Origin of the sequence: Streptomyces marinisediminis (assembly GCF_026262575.1) — a bacterium.
Taxonomy (GTDB): domain Bacteria; phylum Actinomycetota; class Actinomycetes; order Streptomycetales; family Streptomycetaceae; genus Streptomyces; species Streptomyces marinisediminis.
The window spans coordinates 16774-32771 of the sequence record NZ_JAPKFL010000039.1 but is presented as its reverse complement, the minus strand read 5'-3'; the positions used below and the strand labels follow the sequence as shown (position 1 = coordinate 32771).

The following is a 15998-nucleotide window of genomic DNA, read 5'->3' as shown; positions in this document are numbered from 1 at the left end:
CACCCCGCGTGCGGTCAGCTCCCGCGCCACGCGGGTGGCGCGGCCGACCAGTTCGGCGTAGGTGAGGGTCTGGTCCTCGAAGGTGACGGCCGGGGCGTGCGGCGTCTCCCGCGCCCGGCGCACCACACGCTCGTGGATGAGGGAGACCGGCAGCTCCGCCCCCTCGCCCGACCACTCCTCCACCAGCGCGCGTTCGGCCTCCCCGAGCAGGCTGACCTGCCCGTAGTCGGCCGAGGGATCGGCGACCATCGCCTCCAGCGCCCGCACGTAGTAGTCCCGCAGCAACGCCACCTGCCCCTCGACCAGCTCGCCCAGGTGGTAGTCGAGGCTGAGCAGCAGGCGCGTCGAGTAGGGGTTGCGGATGACACCCACGCTGAGCGGGAAGTTGGTCGGTTCGGCCCGCAGCGTGCTGAAGCTGTCGATCTTGCCGTCGACGATCGCCAGCCGCCCGCTGCCGAACTCGTCGGTGAGCACGTGGAAGTGGTTGTAGACGAAGCTCGTCTCGAACAGGGGCTGCCCGCCCAGCTTGCGTTGCAGGGCGCCCAGGGGGTACCTGCGGTGGGGCAGCATCTCCTGTTCGGCGTCGAAGACGGCGCGGACCAGCTCCTCCCAGGTCCCGCCGGACAGGTCGAGCCGGAAGGGCAGGGTGTTGAGGAACAGCCCGCGCACCTCCGTCGCCCCGGCCTCCTCCAACCGCCCGTTCGACGACAGCCCGGCGATCACGTCCGTGTCGCCCGTGACCACGCTCATCACCCGCAGGTGGGCCGCGAGCAGCACCGACTTCAGCGGCACCCCGCAGCGCAGCGCGAGGGCCAGGAGGGCGTCGCAGAGGTCCGCCGGGAGCAGGGTCTCGATCGAGCCGTGCCGCTCGGCCGGGTGCTCCACCCGCCACTCGTTCTCCCGCTCCGGGACGGCGAGGCGGGGGTCGGCGTCGGTCGTCCAGCGCGGCAGCCTGCTCGTCGGGCGGTCCGCCACCCGCTCCAGCCAGAAGGTCTCGCTCTCCGGTGAGCGCAGCACCGCGCGTTCGGCGGCGATGAAGTCGCGGTAGCTGGAGGCGGGCGGCGGTGCCGCCTGTGGCGTCTCCCCGGCCAGCATCCGCTGGTAGAGGCCGGTGACCTCGGCCAGCGTGGAGTGCAGGCTCCAGCCGTCGAAGATGGCGTGGTGCTCGGTCACCGTCCACTGGAAGGCGTCCTCGGCCAGCCGGTGCACGGCGAAGCGCAGCAGCGGCGGGCGAGAGTGGTCGAAGCCGTTGGCCCGCTCGGCGGCCACGTGGGCGGCGATGGCGGCCTCCTGGCCGGCGGCGTCCAGATGCCGCAGGTCGGTGACGGAGCAGGGCAGCTCGGCGGTGCGGTGCACCAGTTGCAGCGGCTCGCTGTAGCCGCTCAGCTCCAGGGAGGTGCGCAGGATGGGGTGGCGGGCGACGACCAGCGCCACCGCCCGTCGGAACGCCGGCTCGTCGAACGTGCCGGTGATCCGCATGCTGTCGACGTTGTGGTAGGGCCGCCGCTCCGGGTCGAGCTCCATCTCGTAGACCATGCCGACCTGGAGCTCGGCCATCGGGTAGGCGTCGACCACCCCCTCGGGCAGCCGCTCCCGGTCGGCGGCCCCGATGAGGGCGAAGGGCTCGCGGTCGGACGCGGGCCCGCCCGCCGCCCCCTCCTCGGCCGCCTCGGCCAGCCCGGCCAGCGTCGGGGTGCGGAAGAGGTCCTGGAGCTGGAAGCCGATGCCCTGGGTCCTGGCCTGCCCCAGCACCTGGATGCTGCGGATGGAGTCGCCGCCGAGGTGGAAGAAGTTGTCGTGGCGGCCGACGCGGTCGACGCCGAGCACCTCGCACCAGATGCGGGCGAGGGTCTCCTCGCGGCCGGGCTCGGGCGGGGCGTAGGCGGTGCCCAGTTCGGGGCGGGCGCCGGAGGGGGACGGCAGGGCCCGGCGGTCGAGCTTGCCCTGCGGGGTGAGCGGGAGGGCGTCCAGGAAGACGAAGGCCCGCGGCACCATGTAGGGCGGCAGGTGCCGGCCCAGGGCCTCGCGCAGCGCGTGCGGCGTGGGCGGCGTGCCCGCCGCGTCCGGGGTGTCGGCCACCACGTAGGCGACCAGGTCGGCCGGCCCGCCCAGGTCGTCGCGGACGACCACCACCGCCTGGCGGACGCCCGGCTGCCGCCCCAGCCGCGCCTCGATCTCGCCGAGTTCGACGCGGAAGCCGCGGATCTTCACCTGGGCGTCCGCCCGGCCCAGGTACTCCAGTCTCCCGTCCGGCCGCCGCCGGGCCAGGTCGCCGCTGCGGTAGAGGCGCCCGCCGGGCCGGTCGCCCAGGTGGTCGGGCACGAAGCGCCGGGCGGTCAGCCCGGGGCGCCCGGTGTAGCAGCGGGTGACGCCCGGGCCGCCGACGTACAGCTCCCCGGCGACCCCCACCGGGCTCGGGTCGCCGTGCTCGTCCAGCACGTGCAGGCGCAGGTCCGGCAGCGGCTCGCCGATGAGGCTGTGCACGCCGTCGAGCTGGTCCTCGTCCACCTCGGTGTAGGTCACGTGGACGGTCGTCTCGGTGATGCCGTAGAGGTTCACCAGCAGCGGAGCGGCGTACCCGCGGCGGCCTCCCCAGCGGCGCACCGACGGGCGGTCCAGCGCCTCGCCCGCGAAGAGCACGGCGCGCAGTGCCAGCGCGTCCTGCCGCGTGGCGTCCACCGCCTCGAACTGGCGGAAGGCCGAGGGGGTCTGGCTCAGCACCGTGACGCCGGTGTCGCGGACCAGGGCGTAGAACGCGTCGGCGTCCCGGCTGACGAGGTAGGGCACCACCACGAGGCGGCCGCCGGTGGTCAGGGCGCCCCACATCTCCATCACCGAGACGTCGAAGGCGAAGCTGTGGAAGAGCGACCACACGTCGTCCCGGCCGAACGGCAGCCGCCGCCCGACGGCCTCGAAGAGCCGCGAGACGTTGCCGTGGGTGACGGTCGTGCCCTTGGGCCGCCCGGTGGAGCCGGAGGTGAAGATGACGTAGCAGGCGTGGTCGGGGCCCACCCCGTCCGGCACCGCCACCTCCGCGAGCGGGACGGGCTCGGCGAACCGGGCGCCGTCGAGGTCCAGGGTCGTCCACGGCCCCGCTGGCACGGTGGCGAGCGTCGCGCCGTGGGCGAGCACCACCCCGGCGCCCGCCTCGCCGAGCATCAGCGCCATCCGGTCGGCGGGGAACGCGGTGTCCAGCGGCACGTACACGCCCCCGGCCAGCAGCACGGCCAGGGTGGCGACGGCGGTGTCCAGGGAGCGTTCGACGCACACGCCGACACAGGTCTCCGGGCCCACCCCCCGCTCGGTCAGCTCCCGCGCCACCCGGGCGGCGCGGCCGACCAGGTCGGCGTAGGTCAGCACCTGGTCGCCGCACTCCACGGCCACCGCGTCCGGGTGCTCCCGGGCCCGGCGCAGCACCAGGTCGTGGACGGCGGCCACCGGCAGCTCCGCGCCGTCCCCCGCCCAGCGGCGCACCCGCTCGCGCTCGGCGTCCGGCATCAGCGCCAGCCGGCTCACCGGTGTCCGCGGGGCGGCGAGGACCTCGCGCAGCAGCACCCGCCAGTGGTCGACCAGGGTGCGCACGGTGGCGGCGTCGAACAGGTCCGTGGCGTACTCGACCTGGAGCAGCAGCCCCTCGTCGCGGCGGTAGAGCGTCCAGGTCAGGTCGAACTTGGCGGTGTCGGTGGGCACCATGGCGCGCTCCACGGTGAGTCCGTCACCGGGTGCGCCGAACGGCGTGCGGCCGGCGTCCTCGTGGAAGGCGAACAGCGTCTGCACCACGGGGTTGTGGCTGAGCGAGCGCTCGGGGTGCAGGTGGCCGACGGCGAGGTCGAAGGGCGCCTTGCTCCGGGCGAGGGCGTCCAGCAGCGCGGCGTGGGCCCGGGCGACCAGCTCGCTGAAGCCCGGGTCGTCGTCCAGGTCCACCCGGAGCACCAGGGTGTCGACGAAGAAGCCGACCAGCTCCTGCACCGCCGCGTGGCCGCGCCCGGCCGCCGGGGAGCCGACGACCAGGTCCCGCGCGCCCGAGTGCCGCGCGGCCAGCGCCTGGAAGGCGGCGAGCAGCACCGTGTAGAGGCTGACGCCCTCCCGCGCGGCGAACTCCTCCAGCGCGGTCAGCGGCACCTCGGGGAGCGGGAAGTCCACCGTCCGGCCGCGGTAGCTCAGCTCGGCGGGCCGGGGCCGGTCGACGCCCAGGTCCAGCACGGCCGGCGCGCCGTCCAGCGCCCGGCTCCAGCCCTCCAGTGCCGCGCGGGTACGCGGGCCCTCCAGGGACTCCCGCTGCCACAGCGCGTAGTCGGCGTACTGGAGCGGCGACGGCTCGCCGCCCGGCGAGTCCGCGCGGTAGGCGTCGGCCACCTGGCGCTGGAAGACGTCCAGCGACCAGCCGTCGCAGGCGATGTGGTGGAAGGTGAGCCGGAGCAGGTGCTCGTCCTGCGCCAGCCGGTACAGCGCCATCCGCAGCAGCGGGTCCTTGGCCAGATCGAAGGGCGTGCGGGCGTCCTCCGCCACGGCCGCCGACGCCCGCTCCCGCGCCCGCTCCCGGGGCAGACCGCTCAGGTCGTGCACCGGGCAGTGCGCCTCGCGCGCGTCCAGCAGGCGCTGGCGGGGCTCGCCCCCCGCGTCCTCCTCGAAGACCGTGAACAGCACCTCGTGCCGCGCGGCGACGGCGGTGACCGCCCGCACCAGGCGCCCGGCGTCCAGCGGGCCGTCGAAGCGCAGCGTCACCGGGACGTTGTAGACGGCGTTCGCGCCGAGCCAGCGGTCGAGGAACCACAGCCTGCGCTGGCCGTAGGAGAGCGGTCCCCGCTCGGCGGGGCGGGCCCGCAGCCGCCGCCTGGCGGGGGGCGCCGCGGCGCTCGTGGTGCCGTGCTGTGCTGTCGTGCGGTTGCCGTCCATGCTGACGCCCTTCTCACCCGTCCTGTGCGGCCGCCGGAGACTGCCGAGGTGCAGCGCGGTGGTCCTGCGCGGAGCCGGGGTTTCCGGCCGGGCCCAGCTTGCGGCCGGTTCGGTGCGCCGGACATGGGTAGGCCGCCCCCGCATTCGCGGCGGACGGCCGGACGGGAGTGGGTAGCGCCCCGACCGGCGCGGGCCCGACGGGCACCGGGGCCGTCCGTCGGTGGGCTGCCGCGCGCGGGTCGTCGCCTCCGGGCCGTCGCCTCCGCGCCGCCCGGGCCGCCGTCCGCCCGCGCGGTGCCGACTTCCGGCCGCCCCGGGCGGGGCGTCGCGCCGGGAGCGGCGTGTGGGGGCCGCGTGCCCGGCGGGACGGGTGGGTCAGCCGTGGTGCCAGGCGGCGGGGGGCTCGGTGGCCAGCGCGGCGCAGGCGTAGTCGGAGAGCGCCACGCGGTCGGCGCAGCCGGACTTGGCGAAGAGGCTCGCGATGTGCTTCTCCACGGTGCGCGGCGAGATGTGCAGCCGTTCGGCGATCGCCTTGTTCGTCAGCCGCTGGGGGAGCAGCTCCAGCACCTCGAACTCGCGGACGGTCACGCCCGCGGCGCGCAGCCGGGCCGGGACGCGGTCCCGGCCGGTGCGGCGCTGCCGCACCGGCGCGCCGATCCCGCGCAGCAGCGCCCGGCAGGCGCTGGCCACGGCGGGCACCGACCGGGCGTGGAAGTGCTCCTCGGCCTGGCGCAGCCACGCCACCGGCTCGCCCCAGCCGCCGTCGTGCGCCGCCTCGGCGACGAGTCGCAGGCCCAGGTGGCGGGCCGTGGGGTACTCCGCCCCGGCCAGCGCGGCCCGTCCCACCGCGTCCGCGGCCCGCTCGGGCCGGCCGGCGCGGCCGTGCAGCACCGCTTCGGCCAGGCACACGAACTGCCGGTTCCACCGCATGGTCGCCGGGGCGCGGGCGGCGAGCCCGGCGTGCTCGGCCTCGTCCATCCGGCCGTCGAGCACGTGCAGCAGGACCCGCAGGCCGTGCGCTCCGGCCAGGTAGAACGTCGTCGGGTACCGCTCCTCGGTGGCCACCACCTCCGTGAGATGCGCCCGGGCCGTCGCGCCGTCCTCCTCCAGCAGCGCGCACACCGCGCGCCCCAGACCGAGGGCGAGCGTCTGCTCGTGCGGCTGGTCCCCGCCGCAGTCGCGAAACGCGGTGAGCGCCCGCTCCATCTCCGCGCGCCGCCCCTGGTGGGCGGCGAGCACCGCGCGGGTCACGTGCAGGTAGCGTTCGACCGCGCCGAGCCGCATGCGGCGCGCGGTGGCGAGCGAGGTCCGCAGCAGCGTGGCCGCGCGGGGGAAGTCACCGCGCAGGATCGCGTCCATGACGAGGGTCGCGGACATGTTCTCCGCCAGCGCGCTGCCGCCGACGTTGAGCGCCGCCTTGCGGGCGGACTGCAGGACGCCGACGTTCCCCTCGCTCAGCCAGGAGACGCCGGCCGCGCCGATCATGGCGTAGGCCCGCCAGATCGGGATGCCGTGCCGGGTGGCCAGCTCCAGGGCCCGCTCGAAGCAGTGGTGGGCGTCGGCGAGGTCGCGCTCGCGGGTGACCAGCCCGATCAGGTGCCAGGCCTGGCACAGCGCCACCGGGTCGGTGACCGCGTCGGCCGCGGCCACCAGCCGCCGCGCGCACCGCTCGGCCTCCGCCACGCGGCGGCTGTCCGCGCCGTCCAGCGTCAGGTAGGCCGCGACGGCGTCGACCGGGGCGGTGGCCGCCACGGCCGCCCCCGGGGGCAGCAGCGCACGGGCCAGCCGCACCTGCCGCTCGCAGTCCTCGCGGCGCCCGGCGATGTAGGCGGCCCAGGCCAGCCGCACGTGCAGGGCGACGCGCCGCTCGGGGGCCATCCCGGCCAGCTCGTCGGCGAGCGCCTCCGACGTCTCGTGCACCCCCGCCCAGTCACCGGACTCCGCCAGCAGGTGCAGCAGCGTCTCCAGCACCTCGGCGCGGGCCCGGGTCTCACCGTGCGCGGCGAACAGCTTCTCCGCCCGCGTCAGCAGGCTGGCCGCCGTGCCGGCCGCGCCGTCGGCCAGCGCGCGCCGTCCCGCCTCGTGGAACAACCCCGCCGCGCGCACCGGTTCACCGGCGTGCAGCCACAGCCGGGCCGCGAGCGGGCACCAGTCGCGGGGGAGGCCGGGGTGCAGCTCCTGCGCCGCCCCGGCCGCCCGGCGGGACAGGTGCGCGCGCTCGGCCGGCGTCAGGCGGTCCAGCAGCGCGTCGGCGGTGAGCGGGTGCTGGAAGGAGTACCAGTCCGGGCCGCGTTCGTCGGGGGTGACGAGCTGCGCCTCGACGCCCGCCTGGAGGTGCTCCAGCAGCACGTGGTCGTCCGTACCGGTCACCCGCTGGACGACGCTGAGCGGGAAGCGGTGCCCCAGCACGGAGGCGACGGAGAACAGGTGGCGGCCCACCGGGCCGAGGCGGTCGGCGCGTTCGACGACGCTGCGGGTGAGGGTGACCGGCAGCGCCGCCGCGGCGTCCCCCATCAGCCGCCAGCCGTCGCCGCCGCGCGCCAGCCGCCCGCTGGAGACCAGGCTGTTCAAAAGCTCCTCGACCACCAGCGGCACCCCGGCGCTGTCCCGCCACAGCCGCTCGACGACGGCGTCGTGGACCTCCTCGTCCCGGACGCTCAGGCAGCTCGCCAGGAACGGCCGCATGACGCGGCGCGCCAGCCGGTCCAGTTCCACGGTGCCGCCGCTCAGCCGCCGGGTCACCGCGTGCACCACGTCCAGCGCGGGGCTCGGCTCGGAGCGCACCGTGCACAGCAGCAGGGTCGACTCCGAACGCAGGTTGTCCGCCAGGTACTCCACGACCGCGAGCGTCTCGGCGTCCGCGTCCTGGAGGTCCTCCAGGAACAGCAGGCACCCCGACTCCCGGCCCGCCGCCGCGGTGAGCCGCAGCACCCCTTCGGCCAGGACGACCAGCGAGTGGGCGTGGGCCGCGCCGACGCCCTCCCCGGTGTCCCACTCCGGCACCAGCCGCCCGAGCACGGAGCGGTAGGGGCCGAGCGCCCCCTCGTCGAACGGCACGCCCTTGCGCACCAGCGACATCAGCGCCTCGCTCAGCGGCCGGAACGGCACGCTCGGCCCCGTCGCGCTCGCCCGCCCCCGCAGCACGGTCATGCCGGAGTCGACCGCCCGGCCCACCGCCTCGGCGGCCAGCCGCGACTTGCCGATCCCGGGCTCGCCCAGCAGGAACAGCCCCGCCCCCCGGCCGCTCCGTGCGTCGTCCAGCGCCCCCGAGAGCTGCGCCAGCTCCGCGTCGCGGCCCACGAGGAACGAAGCCCGTGTTCGCATGGTCACACCTTAGTTCGAGGCCCGGCGCTCCGTCAGGGGTGCGTGCGGGGGACAGGGGTGGCCCAGGGGGCGGAATCTGGGTGCTCCCTACCCATGCGCGAGCGCGCCCCCGCTGCCAGGCTCGGAGCGTGACTGAGCTGACGGCAACCGGCGACCCCCACGCCGCCCCGCGGCCACCCGGGCACGCGACGCCCGGGCACGCGGGGGCCGGGCCGGCGCCGGACGCCGCGGACGCGGCACCCGGTGGCGCGCTCCGCGAGCCGGACGCCCCGGCCCGCACGCCCGACGGCGCCCCGGCCCGCACGTCCGACGGCGCCCCGGCACAGGGCCTCGACGGGGCGGGCCGGTCGCTGCGGGTGCCGGCCGGGCGGCCGGGCGAGGCGCACCACCGGGCCGTCGGGCACGACGTGGAGGCGCTGGCCGCGCCGTTCCGCCCGCTGGTCCGCGCCGCCGTCGCCGAGGTCCGCGAGGCCGCCTGGGGGCTGGGCCCCACCGCCCGGGCCGACGCGGACGCCGTCGCCGCCGGCGCGGGGGCCGAACTGACCGCCCGGCTCGCCCGGCTGACGGCCCGCACGATGGTCGTGGAACTCCACCGGGCCCGGCGGGAGGGCCGGCTCGGCGGAGCGACCGCCCGCGAGCGCTTCGTGGACTTCGTGCGCCAGATGTCCGCCCCCGACGAGCTGACCCGCCTGTTCACCGCCTACCCCGTCCTGGCCCGGCTCGTCGGCCAGGCCGCCGAGCAGACCACGGCGGCCCACGCCGAGCTGCTGCGCCGCCTGGCCGCCGACCGCGCCGCCCTGGCCGACACCCTGCTCGGGCACGACCCGGGCCCGCTGGCCGTCGTCGCCTGCGGCCTGGGCGACCGGCACCGCGGCGGCCGCTCCGTCAGCCGCCTGCGCTTCGCCGACGGCCGGTCGGTCGTCTACAAGCCGCGCCCCCTGGACCTGCACGCCCACTTCACCGAGCTCCTGGGCTGGCTGAACGACCGGGTGCCGCACCTGGACCTGTCCGCCGCCGGATGCCTGACCCGGGACGGCTACGGCTGGATGGAGTACATCGCGCACACCCCGTGCGCGGACGCCGCCGAGCTGGACGGCTTCTACCGCCGCCAGGGGGCGCTGCTGGCCCTGCTGTTCGCACTCGACGCCACCGACATCCACCACGAGAACCTCATCGCCGCGGGCGACCAGCCCGTCCTCGTCGACATCGAGACGCTCTTCCAGCCCGTCTTCGCCCCCGTGGCCGCCACCGGGGCCTGCCCGGCCGCCGCCGTCCTGGCCGCCTCGGTCGAGCGGACCGCGCTGCTGCCGCGCATGGTCTTCGGCGAGCACGGGGCGCTGGACGTCTCCGGGATGGGCGGCGACAAGGACACCCTCTTCCCCCGGGACGCCGTCGCCTGGGCCGACGCGGGCACCGACCGCATGCGCCTGGTCCGCCGTCCCGCCCTCTTCCCCGGCGGCGCCAACCGCCCGCGGCTGGGCGGCCGGGCCGCCGACCCGGCCCACCACACCGCCTCCGTGCTGGGCGGCTTCCGCGCCGCCTACGGCGCCCTGAGCGCGCACCGCGGCGACCTGCTCGGCCCCGGCGGGCTGCTGCGCAGGTTCGCCGGGGACCAGACGCGGGTCCTGCTGCGCAACACCCAGGTGTACGCCACCTTGCTGGACGAGTCCACGCATCCCAGCGTGCTGCACGACGCGGCCGCCCGCGAGGAGCTGTTCGACGGGCTGCGCGACGACCCGCTGCCCCCGCCGCTGGCCGCGCTCGCCGGGCCCGAGCGCGCCGACCTGTGGTCGGACGACGTGCCCCTGTTCCACTGCCGGCCCGACGCCACCGACGTCCACGCCTCCGGCGGCCACCGGCTGCCCGGCGCCCTGGACGGCAGCGGGCTGGCGCGCGCCGAGGCGAAGATCGCGGCACTGGGCGAGGTCGACCGGCAGACCCAGGAGTGGCTGATCGACGCCACCCTGGCCGGCCGCAACGCGCCGGTCGAGCACCGCTCCCGGCCCGCCGCGCCGCGCCGCCCACCGGCCGAGGAGGCCGAACCGCGCCGCTTCCTCGCCGCGGCCCGGGCGCTGGCCGACACCCTCGTCGCCCGGGCCGCCCGGGACGCGACGCGGGCCAACTGGCTCGGGATCGAGGCGCTCGACGAGCGGTACTGGAAGGTCATGCCCATGGGGGCCGGGCTGGCCACCGGCTACAGCGGAGTGGCCCTCTTCCTCGCGGAGCTGGGCGGCCTGACCGGGGCCGACCGCTACCGCGACCTCGCCGCCCGGGCCGTGCGCCCCCTGCCCGCGCTCGTGGCGCGGTTCGCCGCCGACCCCGAGTGGGCCCGCGCGGCGGGCTGCGGCGCCTTCGCCGGGGTCGGCGGCATCGGGTACGCGATGGCCCGGCTCGCCACCCTGCTGGACGACTCCGCCCTGCGCGACGCCCTGCCCGACGCCGTCACGGCGACGGCCCGCGCCGCCGACCCCGGCGGCCCGCTGGCGCTCCACGACGGCCTGGCCGGCGGCGTGGCCGCCCTGCTGGCCGTGCACGCCGAGACCGGCTCGGCCGCGGCCCGGGACACCGCGGCCCGGCTGGGCGCCGATCTGGCCGCCCGGCTGCGGGCCGCGCCCGCCGACGCCGGGCCCGAGGGCTTCCTGTTCGGCGCGGACGGGATCGCCTGGTCGCTGCTGCGGCTGGCCGAGACCTGCCGGGACCCCGCGGCCGCCGAGCTGGGCCGGGCGCTGGCCCGGCGCACCTCGGCGGCCGCGGGGTCCGCGCCGGCCGCCGGGGACGACGCCGGCTGGTGCTCGGGCCTGGCCGGGCGCCTGGCGCTGTGGAGCCACCCGCTGCTCGCCGACCGTCACCGCACCGCCGTCGACGCCGCGCTCGCGGCGCTGCGCGACGCCGAGCCGCTGCACGACTCGACCCCCTGCCACGGGGAGACGGGCGTGCTGGCGGGGCTGTCCGCGGCGTCCGGGTACCACCCCGGGGCCCGCGTGCTGCTGGAGCGGCGCTGCCAGCTCCTGCTGGGCGCGCTCGACCACGAGGGCCCGCGCTGCGGCACCCCCGGCGGCGTCCCCACCCCCGGCGTGCTCACCGGGCTGGCCGGCATCGGGCACGCGCTGCTCCACCACGGCTTCCCGGCCCGGGTGCCGCCGCTCCCGCTGCTGGGGACGACGACCCGCCCCGCACCCCCGTGACGCCCCGCTCCCCACCCGCCACGGCCCGGCGCCCACCGGCCACCGCCGCGCAGGACCCCGGGGCGGAAGACCCCGCCCCGGGCCACGACAGGAAGGAACCCCCGTGCACGAGACCGCCGTCGCCCTCCGCACCGCCGTCCGCACCGAGGAGGCCCGCATCCAGGACGCCCGCAGGGAGGACGCCCGCACCGATCCGGCCGGGGCCTGCACGCCCTTCTCCCGGCCGCGCGTCGGCGCCAGGGCCGCCGCGCTGGCGGGCCACTGCCCGCGGCGCCCGCAGGACGCCGCCTTCGCGGGCGCCATCACCACGGTCAGCCTGCCCATCTGACGGGCCGCACCACCCGGCTCCGGCGTCCCCGCCCCGGGCCGCGTGCCGCGAGCACTCCGCGGCGCACGGCCCCGGGCGGGCGACCCGCCCGGGGCCGCGGGGCCGCGGGACCGGGCGGCCGGCGTCCGCTACTCCCAGCGGAAGAAGCGGGCCGCGGCGGCCAGCGCGAGGGCGGCCCAGGCGGCCAGCACGCCCGCCTCGCCCCACGGCACGCCCGCGCCGCCCTGGAGCACGGCGCGCAGCCCGTCGGAGAGCGCCGTGACGGGCAGCACCTCCAGCACGCCCCGCACCGCGTCGGGGAACCTCTCCAGCGGCACCACCACGCCACCGCCCAGCAGCAGCAGGACGAACACCAGGTTCGCGGCGGCCAGGGTGGCCTCGGCGCGCAGTGTGCCCGCCATCAGCAGGCCGAGCCCGCTGCACGCCGCCGTGCCCAGCAGGAGCAGGAGGGCGACGGCGAGCGGGTCGCCCCGCGGCGCCCAGCCCAGGGCCAGCGCCACCGCCCCGAGCAGCACCACCTGGAGCACGATCACGCCCACCACGGCGGCCGTCTTCGCGGTCATCAGCCCCCAGCGCGGCAGCGGCGTGGCGCCCAGCCGCTTGAGCACCCCGTAGCGCCGCTCGAAGCCGGTGGCGATCGCCTGCCCGGTGAACGCCGTGGACAGCACGGCCAGCGCCAGCACACCGGGCGCGACGAAGTCGACGCGGCCGCCGGGGCCGGGCGGCACGTCCACCACGTCCACCGCGCTGAAGAGCACCAGCAGCAGCGTGGGGATGACGACGGTCAGCAGGAGCTGCTCGCCGTGCCGCAGCGCCATCCGCAGCTCCAGCAGCGCCTGCGCCGCGATCATGCGTCCGACCGGGGCCGCCCCCGGCGCCGGGGCGTACCCGCCCGTGGAAACCCCGCTCACGACCGCAGCTCCTTACCGGTCAGCTCCAGGAAGACGTCCTCCAGCGTGTGCCGCTCGACGGCGATGCGGTCGGGCAGCACGCCGTTCTGCGCGCACCAGGAGGTCACCGTGGCGATGAGCTGCGGGTCGACCGTGCCGTGCAGCCGGTAGGCGCCCGGCGCCACCTCGGCGGCCGTCGTCCGGGGCGGCAGCGCCTTCAGCAGCGAGTCCAGGTCCAGCCCGGGGCGGCCGGTGAAGCGCAGGCTGTTCTCGGCGCCGCCGCGGCACAGCTCGTCCGGCGTGCCGCGGGCGATGACCCGGCCCGCGTCGACGATCGCGACGGCGTCGGCCAGCTCCTCGGCCTCGTCCATGAAGTGCGTGGTCAGCACGCAGGTGACGCCGTCGGCGCGCAGCTCGCGCACCAGCTCCCAGGTGGCGCGGCGGGCCTGCACGTCCAGCCCCGCCGTCGGCTCGTCGAGGAACACCACCTCCGGGCGCCCGACGACGGCCAGCGCGAGCGCCAGGCGCCGCTGCTGCCCGCCGGACAGGCGGCGGTAGGGGGTGCGCCCGCAGGCGCCGAGCCCGAGCCGTTCGACGAGCGCGCCGACGTCGAGCGGGTGGGCGTGCAGCCGGGCGACGTGCCGCAGCATCTCCTCGGCCCGCACCCCCGGGTAGACGCCGCCGCTCTGCAGCATGACGCCGACGCGGGGCCGCAGCGCGGCGGCGTCGGCGCGGGGGTCCAGGCCGAGCACGCGCACCGTGCCGTCGTCCGGTCGGCGGTATCCCTCGCAGGTTTCCACCGTGGTCGTCTTGCCCGCGCCGTTGGGGCCGAGCACGGCGGTGACGCTGCCGTGGCCGACGGTGAGGTCGAGCCCGTCCACCGCCGCCGTCCGGCCGTACCGCTTGACCAGCCCCGCGACCTCGACGGCCGCCTTCTCGTGCATACGGCGAGTCTAGGCACGCCGCGGGACGCGCCCCCGACCCACCCCGCGCGGGCCCCGCACCGGCGCCGCCGCTTAGGTCAGCCTTACGTGACGCACCCCATGTGCGCAGGTCACAGGAGTCGCTTGCCGGGGTGCGCCGAATTACGCAACAATGGCGTTGTGAAATACACGGGAGCCGCGCACGGAACGCCGGAGGCCGCCACGGCCCCCGCGCCGCCGGCTGCGCAGGCCGCGCTGGACGAGCAGCACGGCACCCGTCACCGCGTGGCCCGCTCCATCCTGGACCACGGCCCGTCCACCGCGGCGGAGCTCGCCGAGCGCCTGGCGCTGACCCAGGCCGCCGTCCGGCGCCACCTGGACGCGCTGGTGGCCGAGGGCACCGTCGAGCCCCGCGCCCAGCGGGTCTACGGCCACCGGGGCCGGGGCCGCCCCGCCAGGGTCTTCGCGCTCACCGACTGCGGTCGGGACGCGTTCGACCAGGCGTACGACGAGCTCGCCGTCGACGCCCTGCGCTGGATCGCGCAGGCGGCCGGCGGCGGCGAGATGGGGGAGGCCGCCGTCGCGGCCTTCGCCCGGGCCCGGGTCGCCACCCAGGCCGAGCGGTACCGCGAGCGGCTGGCTCAGGCCCCGCCCGAGGACCGCGCCCGTGTGCTGGCCGAAGCGCTCACCGAGGACGGGTACGCTGCTACCGCACGCGGCGCGCCCGCCTCGTCCGGGGAGCAGCTCTGCCAGCACCACTGCCCGGTGGCGCACGCCGCCGAGCGGTTTCCGCAGCTCTGCGAGGCGGAGACGGAGGTCTTCTCCCACCTGCTCGGCACGCACGTGCAGCGGCTGGCCACCATCGCCCACGGCGACGGGGTGTGCACCACCTTCGTCCCCCGGGCACCCGTGGAGGCCACGGAAGACACCCGCCACACCGCCCCATCCGCACACGCATCAGCGACAGCTTCTGCAAGCACCGCCGGGAGGAACCCCGCATGACGCTCCCCACGGAGACTGCCCACCCCGAGCTGGAGGGTCTGGGCAACTACGAGTACGGCTGGGCCGATTCCGACGCGGCCGGTGCCTCGGCACGACGCGGACTGTCCGAGGAGGTCGTCCGCGACATCTCCGCGAAGAAGTCCGAACCGGACTGGATGCTGAAGCTCCGCCTGAAGGGCCTGAAGCTCTTCGAGAAGAAGCCCATGCCGAACTGGGGCTCGGACCTGTCCGGCATCGACTTCGACAACATCAAGTACTTCGTGCGCTCCACCGAGAAGCAGGCCCAGTCCTGGGAGGATCTGCCCGAGGACATCAAGAACACCTACGACAAGCTGGGCATCCCCGAGGCCGAGAAGCAGCGCCTGGTCGCCGGCGTCGCCGCCCAGTACGAGTCGGAGGTCGTCTACCACCAGATCCGCGAGGACCTGGAGCAGCAGGGCGTGCTGTTCCTGGACACCGACACCGCGCTGCGCGAGCACCCGGAGATCTTCCAGGAGCACTTCGGCACGGTGATCCCGGCCGGTGACAACAAGTTCGCCGCGCTGAACACCTCGGTGTGGTCCGGCGGCTCCTTCATCTACGTGCCGCCGGGCGTGCACGTCGACATCCCGCTCCAGGCCTACTTCCGGATCAACACCGAGAACATGGGCCAGTTCGAGCGGACGCTGATCATCGTCGACGAGAACGCCTACGTGCACTACGTCGAGGGCTGCACCGCCCCGATCTACAACTCCGACTCGCTGCACTCGGCGGTCGTGGAGATCATCGTCAAGAAGGGCGGCCGCTGCCGCTACACGACGATCCAGAACTGGTCGAACAACGTCTACAACCTGGTGACCAAGCGCGCCGTGGCCTACGAGGGCGCCACCATGGAGTGGGTCGACGGCAACCTCGGCTCCAAGGTGACGATGAAGTACCCGGCCGTCTACCTGATGGGCGAGCACGCCAAGGGCGAGACGCTCTCCGTCGCCTTCGCGGGCGAGGGCCAGCACCAGGACGCCGGCGCCAAGATGGTCCACATGGCGCCCAACACCTCCTCCAACATCGTCTCCAAGTCGGTGGCCCGAGGCGGTGGCCGCACCTCCTACCGCGGGCTCATCGAGATCGCCGAGGGTGCGGCGAACTCCAAGTCCAACGTGCTGTGCGACGCGCTGCTGGTGGACACGATCTCCCGCTCCGACACCTACCCCTACGTGGACGTCCGCGAGGACGACGTGACGATGGGCCACGAGGCGACCGTCTCCAAGGTCAGCGACGACCAGCTCTTCTACCTGATGAGCCGGGGCATGGCCGAGGACGAGGCCATGGCGATGATCGTGCGCGGCTTCGTCGAGCCGATCGCCAAGGAGCTGCCGATGGAGTACGCGCTGGAGCTCAACCGGCTGATCGAGCTGCAGATGGAGGGCGCGGTCGGCTGACGCCGCCCCGCCCCCGTTCCGCCACGTCGCGT

The 15998-nt window shown here is 76.3% G+C and carries 8 protein-coding genes; 4 read left to right on the top strand and 4 right to left on the bottom strand.

Features of this window, described 5'->3' with window-relative positions:
- Together OSB71_RS22730 and OSB71_RS22725 are read right to left on the bottom strand one after the other, a co-directional pair.
- Positions 1-4896: non-ribosomal peptide synthetase (locus OSB71_RS22730; protein WP_265950674.1), on the bottom strand; the 4896-nt coding region annotated here is incomplete at its 3' end.
- 375 nt (positions 4897-5271) lie between these two features.
- Positions 5272-8220 carry a helix-turn-helix transcriptional regulator gene (locus tag OSB71_RS22725; protein WP_265950673.1) on the bottom strand — a complete coding sequence of 983 codons (2949 nt, stop codon included), beginning with the start codon at positions 8218-8220 and terminating at the stop codon, positions 5272-5274.
- A gap of 128 nt (positions 8221-8348) precedes the next feature.
- On the opposite strand from OSB71_RS22725, the gene OSB71_RS22720 reads away from it, so the two are divergent.
- Both OSB71_RS22720 and OSB71_RS22715 read left to right on the top strand, forming a co-directional pair.
- Positions 8349-11405 (top strand): type 2 lanthipeptide synthetase LanM family protein, encoded by a 3057-nt coding sequence (locus tag OSB71_RS22720; protein WP_265950672.1) that lies wholly within the window; start codon positions 8349-8351, stop codon positions 11403-11405.
- A 103-nt stretch (positions 11406-11508) separates the two neighbouring features.
- On the top strand, positions 11509-11733 hold the full coding sequence (locus OSB71_RS22715; RefSeq protein WP_265950671.1) for a hypothetical protein: 225 nt from the start codon (positions 11509-11511) through the stop codon (positions 11731-11733).
- A 128-nt stretch (positions 11734-11861) separates the two neighbouring features.
- Here the strand turns inward: OSB71_RS22715 and OSB71_RS22710 are convergent, their stop codons facing one another.
- A complete protein-coding gene (locus OSB71_RS22710) occupies positions 11862-12584 on the bottom strand; it encodes an ABC transporter permease (RefSeq protein ID WP_265950676.1) in 723 nt (240 codons plus the stop codon).
- 56 nt (positions 12585-12640) lie between these two features.
- The gene (locus tag OSB71_RS22705; RefSeq protein WP_265950670.1) at positions 12641-13567 is read right to left on the bottom strand and encodes an ABC transporter ATP-binding protein; all 927 of its coding nucleotides are present in this window, start codon (positions 13565-13567) and stop codon (positions 12641-12643) included.
- Positions 13568-13726: 159 nt separating this feature from the next.
- On the opposite strand from OSB71_RS22705, the gene OSB71_RS22700 reads away from it, so the two are divergent.
- On the top strand, positions 13727-14548 hold the full coding sequence (locus OSB71_RS22700; protein ID WP_416237315.1) for a helix-turn-helix transcriptional regulator: 822 nt from the start codon (positions 13727-13729) through the stop codon (positions 14546-14548).
- The gene (sufB, locus tag OSB71_RS22695) at positions 14545-15966 is read left to right on the top strand and encodes a Fe-S cluster assembly protein SufB (protein ID WP_265950668.1); all 1422 of its coding nucleotides are present in this window, start codon (positions 14545-14547) and stop codon (positions 15964-15966) included. Before OSB71_RS22700 ends, sufB begins: the two co-directional genes overlap by 4 nt.
- The last annotated feature ends 32 nt before the right edge of the window (positions 15967-15998 follow it).